At 70.1% G+C, this 22,599-nt stretch carries 23 protein-coding genes and 1 pseudogene; 13 read left to right on the top strand and 11 right to left on the bottom strand.

Annotated features, from left to right (window positions below):
- The first annotated feature begins 13 nt into the window (after positions 1–13).
- The gene (locus ACQPXB_RS47465; RefSeq protein WP_432848604.1) at positions 14–805 is read left to right on the top strand and encodes an alpha/beta fold hydrolase; all 792 of its coding nucleotides are present in this window, start codon (positions 14–16) and stop codon (positions 803–805) included.
- A complete protein-coding gene (locus ACQPXB_RS47460; RefSeq protein WP_366589764.1) occupies positions 805–1,323 on the top strand; it encodes a 3,4-dihydroxy-2-butanone-4-phosphate synthase in 519 nt (172 codons plus the stop codon). Before ACQPXB_RS47465 ends, ACQPXB_RS47460 begins: the two co-directional genes overlap by 1 nt.
- A gap of 11 nt (positions 1,324–1,334) precedes the next feature.
- Here the strand turns inward: ACQPXB_RS47460 and ACQPXB_RS47455 are convergent, their stop codons facing one another.
- Positions 1,335–1,889 carry an isochorismatase family protein gene (locus tag ACQPXB_RS47455; protein ID WP_366589761.1) on the bottom strand — a complete coding sequence of 185 codons (555 nt, stop codon included), beginning with the start codon at positions 1,887–1,889 and terminating at the stop codon, positions 1,335–1,337.
- 74 nt (positions 1,890–1,963) lie between these two features.
- Here ACQPXB_RS47455 and ACQPXB_RS47450 point away from each other — a divergent pair, with 74 nt between their 5' ends.
- Positions 1,964–2,914, top strand: coding sequence for a Gfo/Idh/MocA family protein (locus tag ACQPXB_RS47450; protein WP_366589759.1), 951 nt, complete (start codon positions 1,964–1,966; stop codon positions 2,912–2,914).
- A gap of 301 nt (positions 2,915–3,215) precedes the next feature.
- On the opposite strand, the gene ACQPXB_RS47445 is transcribed toward ACQPXB_RS47450, so the two are convergent.
- Positions 3,216–3,506: a hypothetical protein gene (locus ACQPXB_RS47445; protein WP_432848602.1), complete on the bottom strand. Its 291-nt coding sequence runs from the start codon at positions 3,504–3,506 to the stop codon at positions 3,216–3,218.
- 876 nt (positions 3,507–4,382) lie between these two features.
- Here ACQPXB_RS47445 and ACQPXB_RS47440 point away from each other — a divergent pair.
- Together ACQPXB_RS47440 and ACQPXB_RS47435 are read left to right on the top strand one after the other, a co-directional pair.
- Positions 4,383–6,035 carry a DUF2339 domain-containing protein gene (locus tag ACQPXB_RS47440; protein WP_432848601.1) on the top strand — a complete coding sequence of 551 codons (1,653 nt, stop codon included), beginning with the start codon at positions 4,383–4,385 and terminating at the stop codon, positions 6,033–6,035.
- Positions 6,036–6,095: 60 nt separating this feature from the next.
- Positions 6,096–6,497 carry a TIGR03667 family PPOX class F420-dependent oxidoreductase gene (locus ACQPXB_RS47435; protein WP_432848599.1) on the top strand — a complete coding sequence of 134 codons (402 nt, stop codon included), beginning with the start codon at positions 6,096–6,098 and terminating at the stop codon, positions 6,495–6,497.
- Between the two features lies 1 nt (position 6,498).
- Here ACQPXB_RS47435 and ACQPXB_RS47430 read toward each other — a convergent pair whose 3' ends face one another.
- Complete coding sequence (locus ACQPXB_RS47430; protein ID WP_432848597.1) at positions 6,499–7,068, bottom strand: superoxide dismutase; 570 nt, start codon at positions 7,066–7,068, stop codon at positions 6,499–6,501.
- A 329-nt stretch (positions 7,069–7,397) separates the two neighbouring features.
- Between ACQPXB_RS47430 and ACQPXB_RS47425 the strand changes: the two genes are divergently transcribed.
- The 3 genes from ACQPXB_RS47425 to helR all read left to right on the top strand — a co-directional run bounded on the left by ACQPXB_RS47425 (position 7,398) and on the right by helR (position 10,745).
- Positions 7,398–7,901, top strand: coding sequence for a DUF6328 family protein (locus ACQPXB_RS47425; RefSeq protein WP_366589821.1), 504 nt, complete (start codon positions 7,398–7,400; stop codon positions 7,899–7,901).
- Positions 7,902–8,158: 257 nt separating this feature from the next.
- Complete coding sequence (locus ACQPXB_RS47420; protein ID WP_432848595.1) at positions 8,159–8,407, top strand: hypothetical protein; 249 nt, start codon at positions 8,159–8,161, stop codon at positions 8,405–8,407.
- A 154-nt stretch (positions 8,408–8,561) separates the two neighbouring features.
- Positions 8,562–10,745 carry an RNA polymerase recycling motor ATPase HelR gene (helR, locus tag ACQPXB_RS47415; RefSeq protein WP_432848594.1) on the top strand — a complete coding sequence of 728 codons (2,184 nt, stop codon included), beginning with the start codon at positions 8,562–8,564 and terminating at the stop codon, positions 10,743–10,745.
- A gap of 886 nt (positions 10,746–11,631) precedes the next feature.
- Here helR and ACQPXB_RS47410 read toward each other — a convergent pair.
- A complete protein-coding gene (locus ACQPXB_RS47410; protein ID WP_366589742.1) occupies positions 11,632–12,129 on the bottom strand; it encodes an Lrp/AsnC family transcriptional regulator in 498 nt (165 codons plus the stop codon).
- A 311-nt stretch (positions 12,130–12,440) separates the two neighbouring features.
- On the opposite strand from ACQPXB_RS47410, the gene ACQPXB_RS47405 reads away from it, so the two are divergent.
- From ACQPXB_RS47405 to ACQPXB_RS47390, 4 genes are all read left to right on the top strand, one after another.
- Positions 12,441–13,982 (top strand): APC family permease, encoded by a 1,542-nt coding sequence (locus tag ACQPXB_RS47405; protein ID WP_432848592.1) that lies wholly within the window; start codon positions 12,441–12,443, stop codon positions 13,980–13,982.
- 15 nt (positions 13,983–13,997) lie between these two features.
- The gene (locus ACQPXB_RS47400; RefSeq protein ID WP_386944477.1) at positions 13,998–14,795 is read left to right on the top strand and encodes a thymidylate synthase; all 798 of its coding nucleotides are present in this window, start codon (positions 13,998–14,000) and stop codon (positions 14,793–14,795) included.
- On the top strand, positions 14,792–15,250 hold the full coding sequence (locus ACQPXB_RS47395) for a dihydrofolate reductase (RefSeq protein ID WP_366589734.1): 459 nt from the start codon (positions 14,792–14,794) through the stop codon (positions 15,248–15,250). The genes ACQPXB_RS47400 and ACQPXB_RS47395 overlap by 4 nt, the downstream gene beginning before the upstream one ends.
- 121 nt (positions 15,251–15,371) lie before the next feature.
- Positions 15,372–16,370 (top strand): IS481 family transposase, encoded by a 999-nt coding sequence (locus tag ACQPXB_RS47390; protein ID WP_432848563.1) that lies wholly within the window; start codon positions 15,372–15,374, stop codon positions 16,368–16,370.
- Between the two features lie 18 nt (positions 16,371–16,388).
- On the opposite strand, the gene lysA is transcribed toward ACQPXB_RS47390, so the two are convergent.
- Entirely contained in the window at positions 16,389–17,726 is a 1,338-nt protein-coding gene (gene lysA, locus ACQPXB_RS47385; protein ID WP_432848589.1) for a diaminopimelate decarboxylase, read from the bottom strand.
- A gap of 222 nt (positions 17,727–17,948) precedes the next feature.
- Between lysA and ACQPXB_RS47380 the strand changes: the two are divergent.
- Positions 17,949–18,890, top strand: a pseudogene (locus ACQPXB_RS47380) (RNA polymerase subunit sigma-70); the annotation flags it as partial.
- Between the two features lie 74 nt (positions 18,891–18,964).
- On the opposite strand, the gene ACQPXB_RS47375 reads toward ACQPXB_RS47380, so the two are convergent.
- The 6 genes from ACQPXB_RS47375 to ACQPXB_RS47350 all read right to left on the bottom strand — a co-directional run bounded on the left by ACQPXB_RS47375 (position 18,965) and on the right by ACQPXB_RS47350 (position 22,543).
- Positions 18,965–19,123 carry a DUF6307 family protein gene (locus tag ACQPXB_RS47375; protein WP_366584089.1) on the bottom strand — a complete coding sequence of 53 codons (159 nt, stop codon included), beginning with the start codon at positions 19,121–19,123 and terminating at the stop codon, positions 18,965–18,967.
- Entirely contained in the window at positions 19,123–19,308 is a 186-nt protein-coding gene (locus ACQPXB_RS47370) for an RGCVC family protein (RefSeq protein WP_366584088.1), read from the bottom strand. Before ACQPXB_RS47370 ends, ACQPXB_RS47375 begins: the two co-directional genes overlap by 1 nt.
- Entirely contained in the window at positions 19,305–20,354 is a 1,050-nt protein-coding gene (locus ACQPXB_RS47365) for a fatty acid desaturase family protein (protein ID WP_366584087.1), read from the bottom strand. Before ACQPXB_RS47365 ends, ACQPXB_RS47370 begins: the two co-directional genes overlap by 4 nt.
- 176 nt (positions 20,355–20,530) lie before the next feature.
- Complete coding sequence (locus tag ACQPXB_RS47360; protein WP_386944485.1) at positions 20,531–21,433, bottom strand: dihydrodipicolinate synthase family protein; 903 nt, start codon at positions 21,431–21,433, stop codon at positions 20,531–20,533.
- Positions 21,434–21,491: 58 nt separating this feature from the next.
- The gene (locus ACQPXB_RS47355; RefSeq protein ID WP_432848586.1) at positions 21,492–22,085 is read right to left on the bottom strand and encodes a dihydrofolate reductase family protein; all 594 of its coding nucleotides are present in this window, start codon (positions 22,083–22,085) and stop codon (positions 21,492–21,494) included.
- Positions 22,082–22,543 (bottom strand): dihydrofolate reductase family protein, encoded by a 462-nt coding sequence (locus ACQPXB_RS47350; RefSeq protein ID WP_432848584.1) that lies wholly within the window; start codon positions 22,541–22,543, stop codon positions 22,082–22,084. The genes ACQPXB_RS47355 and ACQPXB_RS47350 overlap by 4 nt, the downstream gene beginning before the upstream one ends.
- Between the last annotated feature and the right edge of the window lie 56 nt (positions 22,544–22,599).

Below are 22,599 nucleotides of genomic sequence, written 5' to 3'. Positions count from 1 at the left end.
AGGACGGTGCACCTTGGCGACAGCGACCGTGAACGGCGTGACCCTCCACTACGACACCGCGGGCGAAGGCCCGCCACTGCTGCTCATCGCCGGCCTCGGCGCCAACTCGAGCGCGTGGGCGGGCGCGGTGCCCGAACTGAGCCGCCGGTTCACCGTGATCACCTTCGACAACCGGGGTGTCGGCCGCAGCGCCGTGCCCCCGGGTCCGTACTCGGTGGACACGCTGGCCGACGACGCGGCCGCGCTCGTGGAGTACCTGGACCTCGGCCCGGTCGCCGCCGTGGGCTGGTCGCTGGGCGCGTCGGTGCTGCAGTCGATGCTGATCCGGCACGGTTCGGTCCTGTCGAAAGCGGTGCTGCTCAACGGTTTCCCGTCGTACACCCCCATCCAGCACGCGTGGCTCGACGCCGGCCTCGCGCTCCGCCGCGCCGACGTCGACCCGCTGGCCGTCGGCGTGATCGGCATGGCGTGGGCCTTCACCGCCCGAGTGTTGTCGGACCACGAAACCCTTGCCGCCCAAGCGAAACTGGCCGCGGAAGACCCGTACCCGACGTCGCTGGAAGGCTTCGAAGCGCAAGCCGCGGGCCTGCGCGTCTACGACTCCCGCCCGGACCTGCCGTCGGCGCTGACCCCGACGCTCGTGCTGGCCGGTGCCGAAGACGTCCTGACGCCCGTGTCGCAGTCCGTGGAAATGGCTTCGCTGCTGCCGAACGCTTCCCTGCGCGTCCTGCCTCGGGGTGGCCACGCCATGCTCCTGGAGTACCAGGACGACACCCTCGCCGCGATCACGGACTACCTGGGCTGATGAGCCTCGCCGCCGATCTGGACGTCGGAGCGCTCGCGGCCCTGGGCCGCGGCGAACCGGTGCGGCTCGACGACTGCCTGGTCCTCCCGGCCGAGCTGGTGACCACCGCGTCGATGGCCTTCCTCATCCGCTACACCAGCGGGTTCGCCTGCGTCGCTCTCCCACGCGAGCGGCTGCGCGCGCTGCGCATCCCGCTGCTGCCCGCCGACGACACCGACTGCCCGCCGTTCGCCGTCTCCGTGGACGCCGCCGACGGCATCACCACCGGCATCTCCGCCCACGACCGGGCCCTGACCGCGCGCACCCTCGCGGCCCCGGCCACGACGTGGACCGACCTCACCCGGCCCGGCCACGTCGTTCCGATCCTGGCCCGCACCGGCTGCACGGGCGTGGCGGAAGCGGCGGTGGAACTGTGCCGACGAGCCGGCCTCGCCGAGGCGGCCGTGCTGGCCGCGGTCGAGGACGACGAGCCGGCGCTCGCCGGCCTGCCGAGGGTCTCGACAGTGGAGGTGTTCTGACTTCGCGCAGGTCAGGGCGTGAAGTCGACCTCCTCGGTGGTGACCGTGCCGGCCTTCCGGCCGGGCGCGGCGTGGTAGTTCCAGTACAGGTTCGTGTGCGCGATGACCTTGTCGGGTGTCGGCGCGCCGTACTCGGAGAGGTCTTCGGTGGTGTGCGCGTCGCCGACCAAGGTGGCGTCGTAGCCGCGCGCGATGGCGCCGTGGAGCGTCGAGCGGATGCACTCGTCGGTCTGCGCGCCCGAGACGAACAGGCGCCCGATGCCACGCTCGGCCAGCACGGACTCGAGGTCGGTGTCCTCGAACGAATCCGGGTACGCCTTCTGCACCAACGCTTCCGAGTCGTTCCGGACGAGCTCCGGCACGTACCGCCACTTCTCGCTGTCGCGAGGCATCTGTTCGCTGTTGTGCTGCACCCACACCACGTCGACGTCGGCGGCGCGCGCCTTGTCGACGAGCGCGCCGATGTTGGCGACGACCTTGTCACGCTCGTGGGCGTGGTCGACCACGCCGTTCTGCACGTCGATCACGAGCAGGCCGGTCTTGGGGCGGTTGGCGAGCGTGGTCATGGCGGCTCCTCCGTTCGGTGGGGTCGATGGTATGTCTTCGGTCCGACAGTTTCGGGCGAGAACGTGGAGGACGCATGCTGCGCTGGGGAATCATGGGTACGGGCGGCATCGCCGGTGCCTTCGCGGAGGACCTGAAGCTCACCGATTCGGGTGTGGTCGCCGCCGTCGGCTCGCGCAGCCGCGAGACCGCCGACGCGTTCGCCGACCGCCTCGGCATCCCCACCCGCCACGGCAGCTACGAAGCCCTGGCTGCGGACCCCGAGGTTGACGTCGTCTACGTCGCGACCCCGCACCCGATGCACCACGACAACGCCATGCTCGCGCTGTCCGCCGGCAAGCCGGTGCTGGTGGAGAAGCCGTTCACGATGAACGCCGACGAGGCCCGTTCGCTGGTCTCCTTCGCCCGTGAACGCGGACTGTTCCTGATGGAAGCGATGTGGACGCGCTTCCTGCCGCACATCCACCACGTCCGCAGCCTGCTCCCGGAGCTCGGCGACATCGTCACCGTCTCCGCCGACCACGGCCAGTGGTTCGCCGAGGACGCCGACTTCCGCCTCTTCGCCCCGGCCCTCGGCGGCGGCGCACTGCTCGACCTGGGCGTCTACCCGGTTTCGTTCGCGTCGATGATCCTCGGGACGCCGTCGCGCGTGGCCTCGATCGTCTCGCCGGCCTTCACCGGCGTCGACGCCCAGACGTCCATGCTCTTCGGCTACGACAGCGGCGCCCACGCGGTCCTCAACTGCACTCTCCGCGCCGCGTCGGGCACCACCGCCTCCATCGTCGGCACCGACGCGCGCCTGGACATCGAAGGCGCCTTCTACGCCCCGGCTTCCTTCACCGTCACCCCACGCGGCGGCACCCCCGTCCGCCACACCCACACCGACCCCGGCCGTGGCCTGCGCCACCAGGCCGACGAGGTCGCCCGCCTCCTGGCGGCCGGCGCGCTGGAAAGCCCGCTCATGCCGCTCGACGAAACCATCTCGATCATGGCGACGATGGACGAGGTGATCGCTCAGGCCGGCTGACGGTCGCTGGGCTACCCGCCGGCCCGCGTGTGGCGGGTAGCCCGGGGCGGCTTGTGTTCGGGACTCGGACGGCGGCCGTTGCTGCTCCTTCGCCTCTATTCGCGAGGAAGCTGCTGTCCGGTTGGGGCTCGTGCTGGTGCTCGGTGGTCCAGATCGCCACGGCTGCCCCCGATGGCCGCCTGCCCGGCTCGCCGGCCGTGCTCGGCCGATGTCTCCACGTTCCCTGCGCGGGAAGAACGCCAGAGACTCGGCCAGGTCCGGCGTGGTCTCAGCCTCTCTTATCCGCCGCCCGCGTCCGGGATCAGCGGTCCAGCTCCTCACGAGCCTGCCGCGCGACCGCCGCCCGCAGTTCCTCCATCCGCGCGTTCTCGGGCAGGAGGTCGCCATGGTCGTGGAGGGAGAGATCGTTGAAGCTTCCCGCCGCACCGCGGAACAGCCCGAGCAACGACCTCAGCGCCCGTCGCCGCTCGAGCCGGGTCGGCGCCTGCACGAGCCGTTCGTGGTGCGTCCGGAGGAACGTCGCCACACCCGGCTCGTGCGGCCGGAGCACCTCGGCCAGCTCGGCGAGGTCGTCCAGCAGCTGATCGTCCACGCCACTCCTCGTCGCCGGGCCTTCGCCGCGAAGACCAGCCCGGGGTGATCGCAACCGTCCCGTGTCCGGGGTTGAGTAGTGCTACGGATCCGATCACTGCCACCCATCCCCGACCCTGACCGCATGACCACGGACGCCGCCACGCTTCACCGCCTCGCCGACGCCCTCGACGCCCTCGGCCGGCACATCGCCGCCGTCGGCACCGAACTCCGCGTCGCCGGAACGCCCGCCACGCCGCCCCCGGACCCAGCCGCGCAGGGCGGGCCGGTGAACCCGCTGGTCAAGCCCACTTCCCAGCCACCGGTGCCGCCGGGGCAGCCGCCGACGCCTTCCGAGGCGCCGCAGCCCGAGGCCGCACCGGACTTGGATCGGCCACACCCTCCGTCGACCACCGCGCAGCCGCAGCCAGGCGTGCAGCCGGCCACATCCGCCCAGCCCAGCGCGAGCGAAGGCGACCTACCGGCACACCTCACCGGCGCGGGCCCACAGCCAGCTCCGCATCGTGGCCAGCCCGACGCGCCGTCGGCCACCGCCGCCGCTTCGGCGGCGACTCAGGCTGCGACAAACCCGGCAGGCCCGACGGAATCCCACGCGGCCGCAGACTCAGCGCACCCCGAGTCGAGCCGGCGCCCGCTGCAGGCTGGCACCCAGCCTGAGGCAGGTCCGGACCAGACCTCGCCAGTGGCAGGTGGCTGGTCGGAAGCTCAGCCCAGTCCGCGGCAGCCAGGTGGCCAGCCGCCGCACGCTCGGCTCGCCTCGCACCCGGCGTCACCGCATGCAACTCCGCAGCCGACACACCAAGCCGGAGCAGGCGAGCCGCCGCAGGCCAGCTCACGGCCGACCACGGAGGCCGCTACGAGCACGGCGTCGCCTCATGTGGGCGGCCAGCAGCCCCAGACCGGCTCGCAGCCGTACGCGCCCTTCGGCCCCATCTACCAGCCGTACCCCGGCGCCTACGCCTACCCGACGCCGCCCGAACCCCAGCCGTACGCGCAGCAGCCTTACCCCCAGACCAACCCATTCCCGACCTACACCCCGCAGCCCACCCTGAGCGAGCGGCTCGGCAAGGAGGGCGCCGGGTCGCGGTTGCTCGCGTGGGTCGGTGGGGCCGTGACGTTGCTGGGTGTTGTGCTGCTGCTCGTGCTCGCGGTGCAGCGCGGGTGGCTGGGGCCGTTGCCGCGGGTGCTCGTGGGGGCCGTGTTCGGGGCGGCGCTCGTCGGGACGGGCGCGTGGCTGCATCGCAAGCCGGCCGCGCGCACTGGTGCGTTCGCCCTTGCCGCGACCGGGATCGCGACGCTCTACCTCGACGCGATAGCCGCCACCTCCCTGTACGAGTTACTGCCCGTCCCCGCCGGCCTCGCCGTCGGGCTCGTGACCGCGGTGGGCGGGCTGTTGCTCGCCGTCATGTGGAATTCCCCTCTGCTCGCCAGTTCCGTCGTCGTCGCGTGCGGCGTGTGCGCACCCGTGATCACCCAGGGCTTCACGCCGGAACTCGTGACCTTCTTGCTCATCATCCAGATCTCGACGGTGCCCGTCCAGTTGCGACGGTCGTGGTGGTCCCTTTCGCTCACTTCGGCGATTCCGCCCTTGACAGCGTCGCTGATCGGCACCGTGCTGCACACGCAGAACACCGGCGTCGCCGTGGCCACCGGTTTCGTGAGCGCCGCCATCTCGTTGATCATGCTGCGCCGCAGGGAAAACGATCCGACTTTGCTGGCCGTGCTCGCCGTCGCGCCACTACCCGTGTTGGCCGCCGCGATGGTGCTTCCGAAGACGCAGGCGGCACTTTTGGCGGGTGCGGTGGCGGTTGTCCTTGTCGCGACATGGCCGTTCGTGCGCGGTCAAGCCGGTACGGTCGCAGGCGTCGCCGGCCTCGTCGCCGCTTTGCAGGCCACGGTCACGGAATTCGACGGGGGTGCGGTGCTGCTGGGTGAAGCGCTGGCGCTCGCGTTCGCCGCTCGGTACACGAAGAACCGTTTCGTGCTAGGGGGTTCGCTGGCTTTCGCGGTGATCGGCGGGCTCGTCGCGATCGTCGTGGACGTGCCGCCCGCGATCCTCGTTGTCCCACGAGCGCACACGACCGCGGACCTGCTCGCCGCACTCGCCGCGGCCGCGCTCATGCTGGGCGCCGCGATCGCGTTGACCTGGGCCGCCGTGCGGCTCGAAATCCTCAATCCCAGCAAGCTTTTGCCGTGGCTTCCGGGCGGCCTCGCCGCGCTCTACGGCGCAGCCGGCCTGGTCCTGTGCGTGGCACTGCTGGCGGTTCCCGGCCGGTCCGGTTTCCTGCTGGGGCACGCGTTGATCACCGTCTCCTGGACGGTCGCCGCCCTCGTCCTGCTTCTCCGCGGTATCGCTGTCGTCGCGCTTCGCGTGGTAGGTCTCGTGCTGGTTGCCGCAGCGGTCGCGAAGCTGGTTCTGTTCGACCTCGCGGCGCTCGACGGGCTCGCCCGAGTGGGTGCATTTCTCGGCGCCGGTCTCGTTCTTTTGCTTGCAGGGAGCCGATATGCGCGAATGGTCGCCTCGCGCTAGCGGAAACTGTCGGTGGGTTGTGGTTCTCTTGATCTCACCACTTCCGAGGGGAGACCGAAGATGCAGTACACACCCGACCCGAACCTGATCAAGCGCGCCGGCGAGCCCGTGGGCTGGCTGACCACCATCACGCCGAGGGGACGTCCCGCACCACGTCCGGTGTGGTTCGTCCTCGACGGCGACGACATCCTGGTGTTCAGCCAGCCCGACACCGCCAAACTCCGCCACATCGCCGGCAACCCGGAGGTGGGCTTCCACCTCAACAGCGACCAGAACGGCGGAAGCATCCTCGTCGTCAACGGCCGCGCCCAAGTCGACGAGGGCAAACCCTCCGAAGCGCCCGGCTACCTCGAGAAATACGAGCCGTCCTACGCCGGCGTCGGATACGCCGACGCGGCCGCGTTCGACGCGTCGTTCTCGGTGCGCGTCCGCATCGTCCCGGAGCGCTCTTGGGGGTTCTAGGTCAGAAGGCGACGTCCAGGCAGGCCAGCCGTGCGCCTGCGGTTCCGGCGTGACCGGCGTCGGTGTGCGTGTGGGTTTCGTGGATCACCACGGAGTGTGCGCGTCGTGAGCCGAACGTCCAGTCCACAGTGGACTTGGCGTGGCCCGTGCCGAAATGGTCGGTGGTGAAGTCGAGCCAGATCTCGTTGCGCGGGTTCGCGTAGGTGGGGTCCACCGACGGCTTCACCGGGTCCGGTGTGTGCTGGAAGTGCGGGCCGGCGTCGTCGCCGCTGGGGCCGCACGCGTTCGCGTGGGCGTGGGCGCCGTACTGGTGGTTCGGCAGCAGGCCGGTGACCACGAGCGCGGTCGTGGTGCCGGTGGCGTGGGCGGACGTGCCGAACACGTGGGCTTGTGCGCCGCCCGGGACGAGGTCGGTGCGGTAGGTCACGGCGTGAGCGCCCGAGGCGTACCCGGTGAAGGTGCCGTGCGCGGAGGTGAAGTGCACCGGGGTGGCCGCGTCGGCGGTGGCGCCGGAGAGGCTGGCCAAGCCGGCGACGAGAGCAGCGGAAAGGAGTGTGGGAGCGATTCGCATGGTCATTCTCTAGCCAGCGCGTGGACCGCGACGCCATGGGCGCCACCCGAACGTGTGATCAGTTCCCCCGTCGTGCGCAGCGCCGGGTGAATCCTCCACGGGCCGGTCGGCCAGGTTCGGGGGAACGCGGAGTCTGGTGGTCGGGCTTAGTGTTTCGGCACGAAGCCGACCCTGGAGCACACCCGATGACTGACCCCGACGAGCAGCGCCGAGCCAACCCGCCCTCCGGCGACCCCGCAGGAGCCGAATTCCGCCGTGGGGAAGGCCTCGGTTCGACCACCGGCGGTGCACCACCGGTGGAGGCCGACGAGGCCATCGACAACGTCGACGTGGAGCACACCGGGGAGACACGCAACCAGAAGCTGCAGCGCAACGTCGGCGAGCTGCTTCAGGAGCTACGCGTCGCGCAGGCCGGGGTGCAGATCCTGCTCGGGTTCCTGCTGGCGGTCGTGTTCACCGACCGGTTCCAGGCAGCCGGCGGGCTCGTGAAGGGGCTGCACCTGGTCGCGGTGCTGCTGGCGGTCGCCGCCACGGCGCTGCTCACCGCGCCCGCGGCGTGGCACCGCCTGCTGTTCCGCACAGGCCGCCGCGACGAGATCCTGCGCGTCGGCAACCGCGTCGTGCTCGTCGGCTTCGGCTGTCTCGCCGGCACGGTCACGCTCACGGTCGCCCTCATCGCCAAGGTCGTCTACGGCACCCCCGCCCTCATCGCCGCGGGCAGCTTCACGGTCCTGCTGTTCGGCCTACTGTGGTTCGCCGTACCCCTCCGCCTCCCCAAGGACGACCCGGTCCCGGCCAACCCACCTCAGCCGGCGCGCAACCGACAGGCCTGACCAAGCGCGACCGACAGGGCTGACCGGGGCGGTTGGCTGGTGGGGCTGACCAAGCGCGACCGGCGGGCTGACCGGGGCGGTTGGCCGGCGGCACTGACCAAGCGCGACGGGCGGGGCTGACCGGGCGGCGGGTTGGCGGCACTGACCGGGCGTGACCGGCTGGGCTGACCGGGGCAGCTGACTGGCGGCCACTGACCAAGCGCGACCAGCAGGGCTGACCGGGCGATCGGCTGGCGGCGATAACCGGCCGACGAGCTATGGCCTGCCCGCTGGATGGCCGCCGCAGCATGGGCAACGCCGGCAAGCACACCACCATGTTCGTCGACGGTTGCCTGCTGCTGCGCAACCCGAAGACGCCCGCCAACGGCCTGACCAACCCGGGCGGCGGCTGGTTGGTCGGCGCGTACGCCTACGGCAGCAAGGTGGAGCAGGGCTTCTACGGCCTGCTCGGCGACGTGCGCGTGGTCGACCGCGCCTTGCCCGTCCGCGATTTCCTGCTCGGCTGAAAGCCCGGAAAAGGCGCCCTGAATCTCGAAGGGGCGGCTTTTTCATGCCCGAAAGATCCGACTTGACAGGACCCGGACAATAAAAAATCGGCGCTCACGTCAAAACCACTGGTGAACGCCGAACCTGATATCAGGATAAACGCTGTGAGGGAACTTGTCAAATCAGGGGTACGACGAGGAATTGCAAGCGGAACGCGCATACGTCGCGTCGCTCTACGATCGGCTCGCCGCCGAGCGGGAGCGGGCGAACGGCGCGCATGCCAAGGCATTGCGGGAACCTGGCCACCTGCTGTGGGAGCGTGACGTCCAGGCCGCCCAGCGCGCGAAGGCCGTCGCGCAGCTCGACGTGGCGTACAACGGATTGTGCTTCGGCCGTCTCGACGCCCTTTCCGGTGAGCGGACGTACCTGGGCCGGCTCGGCATTTTCGACGAGGACAACGACTACGAACCCCTGCTCGTGGATTGGCGCGCGCCGGTCGCGAGCGCGTTCTACTGCGCCACCGCGGCGTCACCCGAAGGAATGGCACGACGCCGGCAGTTCCGCACGCGGGGACAGCGCGTGGTCGATTTCACCGACGAATTCCTCGGCGACAGCGGCGGGACCAGGGGCGATGCCGCGCTGCTGGCCGCAGTCAACGCGCCCCGCGGCGACGGGATGCGCGACATCGTCGCGACGATCCAGGCCGAGCAGGACGAGATCATCCGGCTGCGGCACCCGGGCGTCGTCGTGGTCGAGGGCGGGCCGGGGACCGGAAAAACGGCCGTCGCGCTGCACCGCATCGCGTACCTCCTGTACACGAAGCGCGAGCGGTTGCAGCGGCGCGGCGTGCTCGTCGTCGGGCCGAGCCCGGCGTTCCTCGACCACATCAGCCGCGTGCTGCCGTCGCTGGGTGAGACCGACGTTGTGTTCCAGACGCCGGGCGACCTCGTGCCCGGGCTGAATGTGACGGCCGAGGACGAGCCCGAGCTGCAGCGCATCAAGGGGTCGCCGGCGATGCTCGACGTGCTGGTCGCGGCCGTCGCGGATCGGCAGGAGCTGCCTTCGGAGCCGGTGCCGGTCGAGCTGACGGACGGCCCGGTGGTGCTCGACGCGGACGTCGCGCGTGCGGCCCGCGACGAGGCCCGCGCGACCGGGCTGCCGCACAACGAGGCGCGGCCGGTGTTCCGCGAGGCCGTCCGGCGGGGGCTGGCGGAGCGCGCGGTGGATCGGATCGGGGAAGGCTGGCTGTCACCGTCGGACGGCATGCGGACGGAGCTGCGCGCCGAAGTGCTGGCGGAGCTGGCGGATCACGAGCAGCTCGCGTCGGCGCTCGACCGGCTGTGGCCGTTGCTGACGCCGCGCCGGTTGCTCGCGCAGCTGTACTCGTCGCGCTCCCGCGTCGCGGCGGCCGGCGGGGCGCCCGCGCTGTACCGGGCGCGCGGCGCGGCGTGGACGGTGTCGGACGTGCCGCTGCTGGACGAGGCCGTCGACCTGCTCGGTGAGGACCGGTCGGTGGAGCGGGCCGCCATGCGACGCGCTCGCGTCGAGGAGAACTACGCCGCCGGTGTGCTCGACGTCCTCGAGGTCGAGGAGACGATGGACGACGAGGAGCAGCTCACCGCGGCCGACCTGCTGGACGAGCGCGCGCTCGCGGAGCGTCACCGAGAGCGCGACAACCGCGCACTCGCCGAGCGCGCTGCGGCGGACCGCGACTGGACGTATGGGCACGTCGTCGTCGACGAGGCGCAGGAACTGTCCGAAATGGACTGGCGCGTGCTCATGCGGCGTTGTCCCAGCCGGTCGTTCACGATCGTGGGCGACCTGGTGCAACGGCGTTCGGCGGTCGGCGCGCGATCGTGGGCGGAGGTGTTGTCACGCTACGTCGCGGACCGGTGGGTTTTCCGACCGCTCACGGTGAACTACCGGACGCCGGCGGAGATCATGGCGGTGGCAGCGCGGCTGCTGGCGGAGTTCGCGCCGGGAGTGCGGCCGCCGGAGTCGGTGCGTTCGTGCGGGGTGTCGCCGTGGTCGCGGCGGGTTTCTTCGTACGACTTGGCGATTTCTGCCTTTGTCGACTCGGAGGCTTCACGCGAGGGCACGAGTGTGGTGATCGGGCCGCCGGGCGTGGCGGGCACGGTGCCGCCGTCGGCGACCAAGGGCCTGGAGTACGACGCGGTGCTCGTCGTGGACCCCGCCGGCATCCTCGCGGCGAGCTCCCGCGGGGCCGCGGAGCTGTACGTCGCGCTTACCCGCGCAACGCAGCGGCTGGGCATCGTCCACGACGGGCCCCTTCCGGCGGTGTTGCGCGGAGCGGTGCCGGAGGGTGGTGGTCGGGTGAGCCATCGACGTTATGTGTGAGGGCAGTGGTGGCCCGACGTTGTTGTGCCGCTCGGTCTTTGACGAGGGTCGGTGACGTTGTTTCGGAAGACGGCTCGGTGCCGGCGTGGTGGATTCCGGCCATCAGATATCAGATCTGGTGTCTGGCCTTCGGCCGCTTCCGCGCCGGTACCGTGGCGGCCCCGAGTTGTCCACAGCCCACCTGCCGAAGGAGCACCTGTCCACAGATTTTGTTTTCCCCCGTTTTTGGGGCCATGGGGCGATAAGCTGGGACGGGATGGCCCCCTGGGGAGGGCGGGAGTTCCGGCAAAGTCGTGGGTCCGCGTGTGGGGTCCCTCGGATCTGCGTGAATTTCTGTCTCGTGCGCCGGATCCGCAGGGCTGGCGTGGTGTGCGGCATTCAGTGGCGACGATCCTGGCGCGGGCCGAGGTGGCGGGATTCGGAGCTGCCAGATCGGCCTCGGACGAGGCGACGGTTCGCCGGGTGATGGCGCGGACGCCGTGAAGGTTGTTCTCTGTGTGCCACTGGCTGCGGACGTAGCGGCCGATGCGACCGGGGGTGGGCTCGGCGGCTGGTGACGCTGAGCGCGGTGTGGGTGGCGTTGTCCGCCGGCGCGCCGGGTGTGTGGCGCACGATGACGAACGCGCGGGTGGCGTACGACAAGCAAATCGGGTAGCCGAGCACATCCCCGAGTGGCGTCGATCGGGTGATGCTGCGTTCGCACACGGTATGCCGGGAGGGCAGGGCTGTGTGTGGTGAGGGGGAAGGGCTGCAAACAAAGGAAACCAGCCGCGCACACAGCGAAAGCGAGACAGTCAGCGGCGCCTCGCCAAAACCCCTGGCACAGCGGCCCAGCAGCCCGGAAATGAGGCGGGGACCCGGCCTCACCCGAGAAACACCGGCAACCTCAGACGGTCAGGTTGCCCCACGCGTAGTTCTGCTTGGCCAGCTTCAGGTACACGAACAGCTCCGTGGAGGTCACCCCGGGGATGGGGCGCACCTGGTCTCCCAGGACGGCCAGCAGGTGGTCGTCGTCGCGGCAGATCAGTGAGGCCAGGAGGTCGAAGCGGCCGGCGCAGAGGACGACCTGGTGGACGTCGGCAAGGTCCGACAGGCGGTTGGCGACCTCGCGCGGGTCGCCGCTTACGGTGATGCCGATCATGGCCTGGCGGGTCAGATCGACGTTTTCGGGGGCCGTCACGGCGACTATCTGCATCATGTCGTCGCGAAGCAGGCGTTGGACGCGCTGGCGCACGGCGCCCTCGGAGAGTCCGACTGCTTTGGCCAGTGCGGTGAACGAGGCGCGACCGTCGCTCTGGAGTAGGGCGATCAAGGTTCTGTCGGTGCCGTCCAACGCCTTCGGTGTGCGTTGCTCCTCGACCTTCGTACGGTTTCCGTCACCCATGCCGTCCCTCCCTGTGTTTCGGCATGTGATTCCTTAGGCGCGCAGCGTATCTGCCCCCGCGCCCGAACAGGAGTCGGTTTCGGGATTCACGCGATTCGCCGGATGGGTCGACAGCGACGCCGAAATCAGTGGTCAAGGCGCCGTTGAGGTGATGTTTTCGGCGCGCGGATGTGCGCCGGCGCACACGGGGTGCCGGGTCTGGGCTCCAAACCGGTACCGTCTGGCGGCCGTGAGAGCCCCGGAAAGACCCGGAAGGCCTAGCGAAACGCAGCGGCTCCGACCGAATCCCACCCCCATAAGGAGGACCGGCCATGTCCGAAGCCGTCGCGCTCGGCGCCCACCCCGCCCCTTCCGTGCCGGCCAAAGGACTCCGGACAGGGGCTCTGGGCATGGTGTCCGCGATGGTGATCGGAATGTCGTCGACGGCCCCGGCGTACTCGATCGCCGCGACCCTCGGGTTCATCGTGCTCGCGGGCGCCGGCTTCAAGGCCGCCGCGTTCATCCTGCTGTCGTTCATCCCCGTCCTCTTCGTGGCCGTCGCGTTCCGCGAGCTCAACACGGCCGAGCCCGACTGCGGCACCAACTTCACCTGGGCGACGCGCGCGTTCGGCAGCCGCGCGGGCTGGATGACGGGCTGGGTGGTCACGGTCGCGCAGCTGCTGGTGATGAGCAGCCAGTCGGCGCTCACCGGCCGCTACACACTGCTCCTGCTGGGCGCCGACAGCCTGGCGGACAACCGCGCCGTGACCACCGCCATCGGCTGCGCGTGGCTGCTCGCCCTCTGCTACCTGTGCTACCGCGGCATCGAGGTGTCCGCACGCGCCCAGTGGATCCTGCTGGGCATCGAGCTCGCTGTGCTCGTCGTCTTCTCGATCGTCGCCCTCGTCCGCGTCTACGACGGCAGCGCCGGGCCGCAGGCGAGCCACCCGCAGTGGAGCTGGCTGTGGCCCAACGGCGTCGGCCTCGGCACGGCGGTCTCGGCGGTGCTGCTGGCCGTGTTCATCTACTGGGGCTGGGAAAGCTCGCTGTCGGTCAACGAGGAGTCGGCCGATCCGCGCCGCGCGCCCGGCCGCGCCGCCGTGCTCTCGACCGTGCTGCTGGTGCTCAACTATCTGCTCGTCACGGTCGCCGCGCTCGCGTTCGCCGGCGTCGGGGAGGGCGGCATCGGCCTGGGTAACGAGGCCAACTCCGAAGACGTGCTGGCCGGCCTCGGCGGCGCGGTGTTCGGTGACTCCGGGCTCGGCAAGGTGATGGGCCTGTTGCTCATCGTCTCCGTCCTCACCAGCGGCGCCGCCACCAGCCAGGCGACGATCATGCCCGCCGCGCGCACCACGCTGTCGATGGCCAGCCACGGCGCGCTGCCCAAGGTCTTCGGCCGCGTGCACCCGAAGTACCAGACGCCGTCGGTCTCCACCTGGACGTTCGGCCTCGTCTCGCTCGTGCTCTACGTGCTGCTCGCGGTGTGGAGCGACAACGTGCTCTCGGACTCGGTCGACGCCGTCGGCCTCACCATCGCGATCGAGTACACGATGACGGCGCTGGCGTGCGTCTGGGTGTTCCGCAAAACGCTGCTGGCCAGCCTGCGCCACTTCCTCCTGCGCGGGGTGCTGCCGTTCGTCGGCGGGTTGTTCTTCCTGGCCGTGCTGGTGCTGGCGGTGATCGAATACGCGAAGCCGGACGCAGGTGAGACCACCGTCTTCGGCATCGGCGGCGTCGCGGTGATCGGGGTCGTGTCGATCCTGATCGGGATCCCGCTGATGTTCGCCGTGAGCCGGGTGTGCCGTGAATTCTTCGCCGGCCGGAGTCTGCCCCGCGGTTCGGTGCCGCGTGACGGCGAGTCGATCGAGGCCTGATTTAGGCTGGTGGGCATGCCGGACACTCAGTACGAAGACCTGCTCCGCCACGTGCTCGACGCAGGCGCGGTCAAGCAGGACCGCACCGGCACCGGCACGCGGTCGATCTTCGGGCACCAGCTGCGCTACCGGCTGGCCGACGGCTTCCCGCTGGTCACGACCAAAAAGGTGCACTTCCGCTCGATCGCCTACGAGCTGCTGTGGTTCCTGCGCGGCGACTCCAACGTGCGCTGGCTGCAGGACAACGGCGTCACGATCTGGGACGAGTGGGCGTCCGCCGAAGGTGACCTCGGCCCGGTCTACGGCGTCCAGTGGCGCTCGTGGCCGACCCCGGACGGCGGCCACGTCGACCAGCTCGCCGAGCTCCTGACCACGCTGCGGGAGAATCCCGACTCGCGGCGCATGATCGTGTCCGCGTGGAACGTCGCCGACATCCCGCGCATGGCGCTGCCGCCGTGCCACGCGTTCTTCCAGTTCTACGTCGCCGACGGCGAGCTGTCCTGCCAGCTCTACCAGCGCAGCGCCGATCTGTTCCTCGGTGTGCCGTTCAACATCGCCAGCTACGCCCTGCTCACCCACATGATCGCCGAGCAGGTCGGCCTGCGCGTCGGCGATTTCGTGTGGACCGGCGGCGACTGCCACATCTACGACAACCACGTCGACCAGGTCCGCACGCAGCTCTCGCGCGAGGCCCGGGAGTTCCCGACGCTGAGCCTGAAGCCGGCGGACAGCCTGTTCGACTACACCTACGACGACATCGTGATCGACGGCTACGACCCCCATCCCGGCATCAAGGCCCCGGTGGCGGTGTGATCGGCCTGATCTGGGCGCAGGCCGCCAACGGGGTCATCGGCCGCGACAACGAACTGCCGTGGCGGCTGCCGGAGGACCAGAAGCACTTCCGCGAGACGACCACGGGCGCGGCCGTGCTCATGGGCCGCCGGACGTGGGAGTCGCTGCCGCCGCGGTTCCGGCCGTTGCCGGGGCGGCGCAACCTCGTGCTGTCGAGCACGCCGCAGGAAGGCGTGGAGACGTTCCCCGACCTGGCGCAGGCGTTCGCCGCGGTGTCCGGCGACGTGTGGGTGATGGGCGGCGAGGCCGTGTACCGGGCGGCGCTGCCGTTCGCGGACCGGATCGTGGTCACGGAGATCCAGGAGCACTTCGAGGGCGACACGTACGCGCCCGAGGTCGGCCGGCCGCCGGACTCGACCGGCGAGTGGCTGGAGTCGTCGACGGGGCTGCGCTACCGGTTGCTGACCTGGGGCTAGGTGTGATGTCCGGGGACGTTGTTCTCGGTTGGGGTGGGGTCGGCCTGTCGTGCAGACAGGCGAAGGCCTCCGGTTGTGAAGTGGAGCTGTTGAGGAACCGCTTCACCAACGGGAGGCCTTCGTGTCCCACCCTAATGCTGCGTTGACCCCGCGGGCCCGGTTGCGTCTTGCTCGGTTGATTGTCGAAGAGGGCTGGACCGCGACTACTGCGGCGAGAATGTTCATGGTCGCGCCGCGCACGGCCGGCAAGTGGGCCGCGCGGTATCGCGCCGAGGGTCAGGCGGGTATGGCCGACCGCAGCTCCCGGCCACACCGCAGCCCGGCTGCAACACCTGAGCAGCTCGTGCGCCGGATCGTAGGGTTGCGGTGGCGGCAGCGGTTGGGGCCCGTGCAGATCGGTGGCCGGCTGGGTATGCCCGCTTCCACCGTGCATGCGGTTCTGACCCGGTGCCGGATCAACCGGCTTGCCCGCATCGACCGGGTCACCGGAGAACCGTTGCGTCGCTATGAGCACGACCGCCCCGGCTCACTGATCCACGTCGACGTGACCAAGTTCGGCAACATTCCCGACGGCGGCGGCTGGCGTTACGTCGGCAAACGGCAGGGCAAGCGCAACCGCACGCAGACCGCTTACCGCACCGGAGAACGCGACAGGCACCACGGACCCAAACTCGGCACCGCCTACCTGCACACCGTCATCGACGACCATTCCCGGGTCGCCTACGCCGAGATCTGCGCGGACGAGACCGCCGCGACCGCCATCAGCGTCCTGCACCGGGCCGTTACCTGGTTCGCCGACCGCGGCGTCACCACCGAGCGAGTGCTCTCCGACAACGGCTCGGCCTACCGCTCGTTCGCGTGGCGCGACACCTGCACCGCTCTTGGCCTCACCCACAAGCGGACACGGCCCTACCGCCCGCAAACCAACGGGAAGATCGAAAGATTCCACCGCACCCTGGCCGACGGCTGGGCCTACGCCCACTTCTACAAGTCAGAAGCCGACCGTCGAGCCGCCCTACCAGCCTGGCTCCACTTCTACAATCACCACCGACCCCACAGCGCCATCGGAGGCCACCCACCGATCACCCGGCTGACCAACCTCCCTGGACATCACAACTAGGCCAGCAACCGGCAAGGCTCAGCAGCGCCGAAGCAGGTCTTCTTCGGTTTCGCGCGGCACGAGCAGCTTCGCGAAGCCGTCGCGCACGCCGATGAGCGGCGGGCGGCCCACGAGGTTGTAGTTCGACGCCAGCGAGTGGTGGTACGCGCCGGTGCACGGCACGGCCAGCAGGTCGCCGGCGTGGACGTCGTCGGGTAGGCAGACATCGTCGGCCAGCACGTCACCCGACTCGCAGTGACGGCCGACCACGGTCATCGGCGTGCGCGCGGCCTTGGTGTGCCGCCCGACGAGCCGCGCGGTGTAGCGGGCGCCGTAGAGGGCGGGGCGCGCGTTGTCGCTCATGCCGCCGTCGACGGCGACGAACGTGCGGCTGCCGCGCTTCACCGCGCACACCCGGTACACCGTGATCCCGGCGGGGCCGACGATCGCGCGACCGGGCTCGATCGTCAAGCGGGGCAAGGGAAAGTCGTGCGACGAGCATTCGTACCCCAGCGCCACCCGCAGCCGGCGGGCGTAGCCTTCGAGGTCGAAGCTCGCTTCGCGGTCGAGGTACGGCACGGCGTGGCCGCCGCCGAGGTCCAGCTCGCGCAGGGTGATGCCGTACTGGTCGCGCACGCGCACCAGCACCTCCACCATGCGCCGCGCGGCCTCTTCGTAGCGGTCGACGCGGGCGACCTGCGAGCCGATGTGGCAGTGGAGCCCGACCAGCCTGAGCCCGGGCTGCGCGAGCACGGCGGCGACGGCGCGGTCCACGTTGTCGCGGACGTCCGGGCGCAGCGAGAAGCCGAACTTCTGGCCTTCGGTGCCGGTCGTGATCGCCGCGTGGGTGTCGCCGGAGACGCCGGGCGTCACGCGGATCATCACCTGCTGCGCGCCGTGGGCCAGTGCGCCGAGCTGCTCGATCTCGTCGAGCGAGTCGAGGACGATGCGGCGCACGCCGTACTCCAGCGCGGCCTTGAGGTCTTCGGGGGTTTTCGCGTTGCCGTGCAACAGGATCCGCTCGGCGGGGAAGCCGACGGACCGCGCGACGGCGAGCTCGCCCGCCGAACAGGTGTCGAGCGACAGGCCTTCCTCGGCCACCCAGCGCAGCACGGCGCGGGTACACAGCGCCTTGCTCGCGAAGGCCACTTCGGCCTCCGGCAGGGCGCGGCGGTAGGCGCGTGCGGTGTCGCGCACCTGGGCCTCGTCGATGAGGTACGCCGGGGTCCCGAACCGGTTGGCCAGGTGGCTCACCGGAGCACCCGCGAAGATCAGCTCACCGCCTTCGCCGAGGCAGGTGCTGCGCGGCCAGAGCCCCGGCTCGAGATGGTCGGCGGCCTCACAACCGAGGCTGGGGAGGAGCTCGCTGAGTGTCACGGTGACCTCCGGGCGATGTGCGAATTCGGACACCGTCAGCACACTGCGGCGGTGTTCGATTCGCCCCAACCGTGAACACCACCCTGACGCTCCGCCCGGCCGCGCTGACACGTTCTTAACACGCGAGTAACTTCGGCCACATTCCGTTTGACCTGCGAAGAGTCGATTTTTCCCGTCGCGTCCCGTCTCATGGGACATGGTTGAAGAGATGACGGACTTCGCGCCGAAACCGAGACGCACCGCCACGAGCTGCGGGTGCACTGCTACCGGCTGCTGGGTTCTTACGACGAGGCCGAGGACTTGGTGCAGGAGACACTGCTGCGCGCTTGGCGTGGCCGCGGCACCTACGACGGCCGAGCGAGCCTGCGCGCGTGGCTGTACCGCATCGCGACGAACGCGTGCCTGGATCACCTCGCCGCGCACCCGCGTGAGCTGCCGGTGCTGGACCTGCCGGCGACCGGCGGGTCCGATCTGGCGCCGCGCCCGGACGTCGCCGTGCCGTGGTTGCAGCCGGTGCCCGACGACGTGCTCGGCGAGGTGGTCGCGCGCGAGACCGTTGAGCTGGCCTTCCTCGCGGCGATCCAGCACCTGTCCCCCCGCCGTCGTGCGGCGGTGGTGCTGCGTGACGTCCTCGGCTGGTCGGCCCGCGAGACGGCGGCCGCGCTGGAGACGACGCCGGCGTCGATCAACACCGCGGTGCTGCAGGCACGGGCGGCGCTGAAGGAGCACCTGCCGGAGCGGCGAACGGACTGGTCGGCTGAGGGCAGCGGGGAGGAACGCGCGGTGGTGGCCCGGTACATGGCGGCGCTGGTGGATCACGACGAGGCGGCCTTCGCGTCGCTGCTGCGCGAAGACGTCCGCTGCAGTCACGCCGCGGGCGCCGGCGGGCACGTCGGCGCGGAGCCCACTTGGTACGCGGGCCGGGAGACCGTGCTCGAAGGCTGGGCGCCGGCGCTGCGCGGGCCGGACGCCGTGGCTTTCCGCGTGCTGGCAACGCGAGCCAACGGCCTCCCGGCGCTCGCGACCTACGTCCGGATCGACGGCGAGTTCCGGGCGTTCGGGCTCAACGTGTTGCGAATCGCCCGGGGCAATGTCGCCGAAGTGACAACATTCGCACCGGCGGTGTTCGAGCTGTTCGATTTCCCGCAAACATTGATCGATTGACCCCGCTCAGGGCACGAGATCTCCCTGCGCGGCACCGCGATCTCGTCGCGGTGCCGACGCCGGGATGGGTCAGGTCAGCGCATCTTCTCCGGAACCGTGTCCAGCGCGTGCACCATCTGCACGGCCAGCTCACGAGCCTTTTCCTCAGAGAGCTTGGTGTTGTCCAGCACGATCTTCTTCACACGCTCGACCCGCGTTTCGTAACGGCTCGGCGGCAGGGCAGTGGCGGTCATCATCGTCCTCGGTGTTGGGCTTTTTTCGCGGCGCCGCAGACGCAACCGCGCTCGGTGTGGCCGGCGGCGGTCGCGGCGCAGTACCTGCGGGCGATCACGTCGTGCTCCTCGAGCGGGTGCGGGCAGCTGGGGCAGGACGTCTCGGGCCGGACCTCGGTCGGCGTGTCGTGTTCGGCGGCGGTCATGACGTGGCCGGCTCCGGCGTGCGCTCGCGCAGGGGAGCGCCGACGGAGTGGAGGTGTTCGAGCACGTAGCCGTAGGAGCGCGCCCAGCCGCACTGGGCGTAGGAAATCCCGTGGCGGGCGCAGAACTCGCGCACGATCACCTGCGCGTGCTTGAGGTTTCCGCGGGCCATGCTCGGGAAGAGGTGGTGCTCGATCTGGTAGTTGAGGCCGCCGAGGGCGAAGTCGACGACGACGCCGCCGCGGATGTTGCGCGACGTCAGCACCTGCTTGCGCAGGAAGTCGAGCTTGTGGCCCGTGGTGAGCATTTCCATGCCCTTGTGGTTGGGAGCGAACGAACATCCCATGTACAAACCCCACAGGAACTGGTGTACGACGATGAACACCAGACCCGTCAGGGGTGACAACACGATGAACACCGCGGCGAGGTACGCCACCAGGTGCCCGATCAGCAGCGTCGACTCGAGTTTGTGGCGGCGCATGTCACCTGCCCATACCGCGCGAACGCTCGCCACGTGCAAGTTGAGGCCTTCGAGCAGCAGCAGCGGGAAGAACAGGAACGCCTGGTACTTCGCGACCCAGCGCAGGAAACCTCGCTTGTCGTGGCTCTGCGCCCGCGAGAACGCGAGCGCGGCGATGTCGACGTCCGGGTCCTCGTCCTCGTGGTTCGGGTTGGCGTGGTGACGGTTGTGGGTGGCGATCCACCAGCCGTAGCTGAGCCCGGTGAGTCCACCGTGGACGAGTCCGGTGGCGTCGTTGGCCTTGCGGCTGGAGAAGATCTGCTTGTGGCCGGCGTCGTGGCCGATGAAGGCCAGCTGCGCGAACATCATCGCGAAAAACGCGGCGAGGAAAAGCTGCCACCAGGAGTCGCCGAGAAACGCGAACGCCACCCAGCCGCCGGCGAAGGCGGCGAGGTTGAGGCCGATGCGGATTCCGTAGGCGATACGGCGGCGTTTCAGCAGGCCGGCCGCCTTGACGAGCCGGGAAAGTTCGGCGAAATCACTTCCGGTGGACGGTTCTGTGGTGTCGAAAGTTGAGGACGAAGTCATGCCAGCACCGCTCTGGTTCAGGCGAATCGCTTGTCCAGCGACGGTTTCCGGCCACGACGGGTCCGGGTCCAGTCCGGGAGAAGGGCGCTGGGGCCTGGCCGCGGTGGCACCGCAGCCTGCACCCACCTTCTCACCCTTGGCTGGCAAAGGCAATTGCCCACAGGTGTCGAGAAACTTTACGAAAGTCCCCACGACGAGAGCAGGCCGAAAATCCGCTCGCGCTCGGCCGCGGTCAGCAGCCGGCTCGGCGGGCGCACGTCGGGCCGGCAGAGGCCGAGTTGTGACAACGCGTCCTTGACGACGCTCACGTTGTTGGCGTTGTGCTCGGCCGCGCGCATCTGTTCGAACGGCCGGATCAGTTCCCACAACCGCATGGCACCGGGGAAATCGCGCTCGCGCAGCCGGGCGAACAGGTCGAGCGAGATGCGCGGCGCGACGTTCACCAGCCCCGACGTGAACCCCTGCGCGCCGACGGCGAAATAGCCCGGCGCCGAAAGCTCGGCCAGCCCCGCGATCCACACGAACCGTTCGAGACCGGCGTCACGTGAAACTGTTGCAAAACGCACAGGATCTGACACCGCGTACTTCACACCGATCACATTCGGCGCCGCGTCGGCCAGGCGCGCGAGCTCTTCGCCGCCGATTTCCGGGTTGCGCACGTACAGCACCACGCCGACCTCCGGCACGGCCGACGCGATCGCGCGGTGGTACTCGACCCAGCCCTCGCGCGAGACGTACGGGTGCACCGGCTGGTGGATCATCACCAGGTCGGCACCGGTGTCGCGCGCGTGCCGGGCCGCCTTCACGGCCGTGCGCACGTCGTGCCCGACGCCCGCCAGCACGCTCGCCTCCCGCGCAGCCTTCACCGTGACCTCGACACACAGCCGGGTCTCGTGCTCGTCGAGCGCGTAGAACTCGCCGGTGTTGCCGTTGGGCGTGACCACCTCGACGCCGCCGGTCACCAGCCGCTCGACGAGCCGGCCGTACGTCTCCGCCTCGACTCCGCCGCTCCCGTTGAACGGCGTCACGGGGATCGCGACGACGCCAGCCAACCGCCGTTTCTGCACTTCGAACGCCACTGGTGTGTCCGATCTGATATATGATGTGTCGGCGCAGAGGGTAGCACGGTGAGCTGGGTCAGGCGTCCTGATCTTCGGGTCGGTAGACCTGCACGGAGACGCCCTTGCCCGTCGTGCGATGTTCGACGAGCCGCAGTGACTGCCGCGGTGTTCCCGGCGGGAACAGCCGTTGTCCCTTTCCCAACACCACCGGGAACACCCACACGCGGTGCTCGTCCACCAGGCCGGCCGCCAGCAGCGTCCGGAGCAGATCGCTGCTGCCGTGCACCTGCAGCTCGCGTCCGGGCTCGGCCTTGAGCTCGGTCACCGCCCGCACGACGTCGCCGCGCAGAAACGCGGTGCCCTGCCACGACGAACGCGTGAGCGTGCGCGAGGCGACGTACTTCGGCAGTGAGTTGAGCGGTCCCGCGATCGGGTCGGAGCCGCCGACGGTGGGCCAGTAGCCCGCGAGGATCTCGTACGTGCGGCGCCCGAGCAGGAATGCGTCGGCGCGCGAGAACCAGTCGGCGGTGTACTCGGCCATCACCGCGTCGTAGTACGGCGTGAGCCAGCCGCCGAGGTCGAAGCCGCCCCGCGGGTCCTCGGTGGGCGTGCCCGGGCCCTGCACGACGCCGTCGAGGGAGACGAAGGTGGTGGCGGTGAGCGTGGTCATGCCATCGACCCGAACGTCGGGGCGCCCGCGGCCGCGTACTCCTGGATGACGACGCCGGTACTCGTCGCGCTGGTGGACAGCGGGCGCAGGGCGAGCGGGTGGGCGCCGGCGGGGAAGAGCGGGTGGCCTTCGCCGAGGACGACGGGGAAGACGAGCAGGCGGTACTCGTCGACGAGGTCGTCGAGCTCGGCCACGAGGCTGCCGCTGGCGTGCAGCTGCAGCTCGCCGTCGTAGCGGGCCTTGAGCCGGCGGACCTCGGTGGCGAGGTCGCCGGTGACGACGTGCCGCGGCAGGTCACCGGAGCTCGGGCTGTAGTCGGCGACGTCCCTGACCTGCAGGAACGCCGACGCTCGGCGTCGCCAGCGGGCCAGGGCCGCGTCCATCTGCGCGTCGACGTGACCCGGTCCGCGCACCACGCCGTCCAGGGTCAGGAACGCCGTGACGGTCAGCTTGCCCATCGGTCGTCTCCCTCGTTCGTCGGGTCTGTGGTGAACCGTCGAACGAGGGATGCGCC

It is taken from the genome of Amycolatopsis sp. CA-161197 (assembly GCF_050942255.1).
GTDB lineage: Bacteria > Actinomycetota > Actinomycetes > Mycobacteriales > Pseudonocardiaceae > Amycolatopsis.
Note: the sequence above shows the minus strand (reverse complement) of the source record. Positions and strands in the feature narration are given on the sequence as shown.

What these genes read in the sequence shown, in the direction of transcription:
- ACQPXB_RS47460 (WP_366589764.1), top strand. Translation starts at nt 805, where the DNA reads ATGAGCCTCGCCGCCGATCTGGACGTCGGAGCGCTCGCGGCCCTGGGC.
- ACQPXB_RS47455 (WP_366589761.1), bottom strand. Translation starts at nt 1,889, where the DNA reads ATGACCACGCTCGCCAACCGCCCCAAGACCGGCCTGCTCGTGATCGAC.
- ACQPXB_RS47450 (WP_366589759.1), top strand. Translation starts at nt 1,964, where the DNA reads ATGCTGCGCTGGGGAATCATGGGTACGGGCGGCATCGCCGGTGCCTTC.
- ACQPXB_RS47435 (WP_432848599.1), top strand. Translation starts at nt 6,096, where the DNA reads ATGCAGTACACACCCGACCCGAACCTGATCAAGCGCGCCGGCGAGCCC.
- ACQPXB_RS47430 (WP_432848597.1), bottom strand. Translation starts at nt 7,068, where the DNA reads ATGCGAATCGCTCCCACACTCCTTTCCGCTGCTCTCGTCGCCGGCTTG.
- ACQPXB_RS47420 (WP_432848595.1), top strand. Translation starts at nt 8,159, where the DNA reads ATGGCCTGCCCGCTGGATGGCCGCCGCAGCATGGGCAACGCCGGCAAG.
- ACQPXB_RS47410 (WP_366589742.1), bottom strand. Translation starts at nt 12,129, where the DNA reads ATGGGTGACGGAAACCGTACGAAGGTCGAGGAGCAACGCACACCGAAG.
- ACQPXB_RS47405 (WP_432848592.1), top strand. Translation starts at nt 12,441, where the DNA reads ATGTCCGAAGCCGTCGCGCTCGGCGCCCACCCCGCCCCTTCCGTGCCG.
- ACQPXB_RS47400 (WP_386944477.1), top strand. Translation starts at nt 13,998, where the DNA reads ATGCCGGACACTCAGTACGAAGACCTGCTCCGCCACGTGCTCGACGCA.
- ACQPXB_RS47375 (WP_366584089.1), bottom strand. Translation starts at nt 19,123, where the DNA reads ATGACCGCCACTGCCCTGCCGCCGAGCCGTTACGAAACGCGGGTCGAG.
- ACQPXB_RS47370 (WP_366584088.1), bottom strand. Translation starts at nt 19,308, where the DNA reads ATGACCGCCGCCGAACACGACACGCCGACCGAGGTCCGGCCCGAGACG.
- ACQPXB_RS47365 (WP_366584087.1), bottom strand. Translation starts at nt 20,354, where the DNA reads ATGACTTCGTCCTCAACTTTCGACACCACAGAACCGTCCACCGGAAGT.
- ACQPXB_RS47355 (WP_432848586.1), bottom strand. Translation starts at nt 22,085, where the DNA reads ATGACCACGCTCACCGCCACCACCTTCGTCTCCCTCGACGGCGTCGTG.
- ACQPXB_RS47350 (WP_432848584.1), bottom strand. Translation starts at nt 22,543, where the DNA reads ATGGGCAAGCTGACCGTCACGGCGTTCCTGACCCTGGACGGCGTGGTG.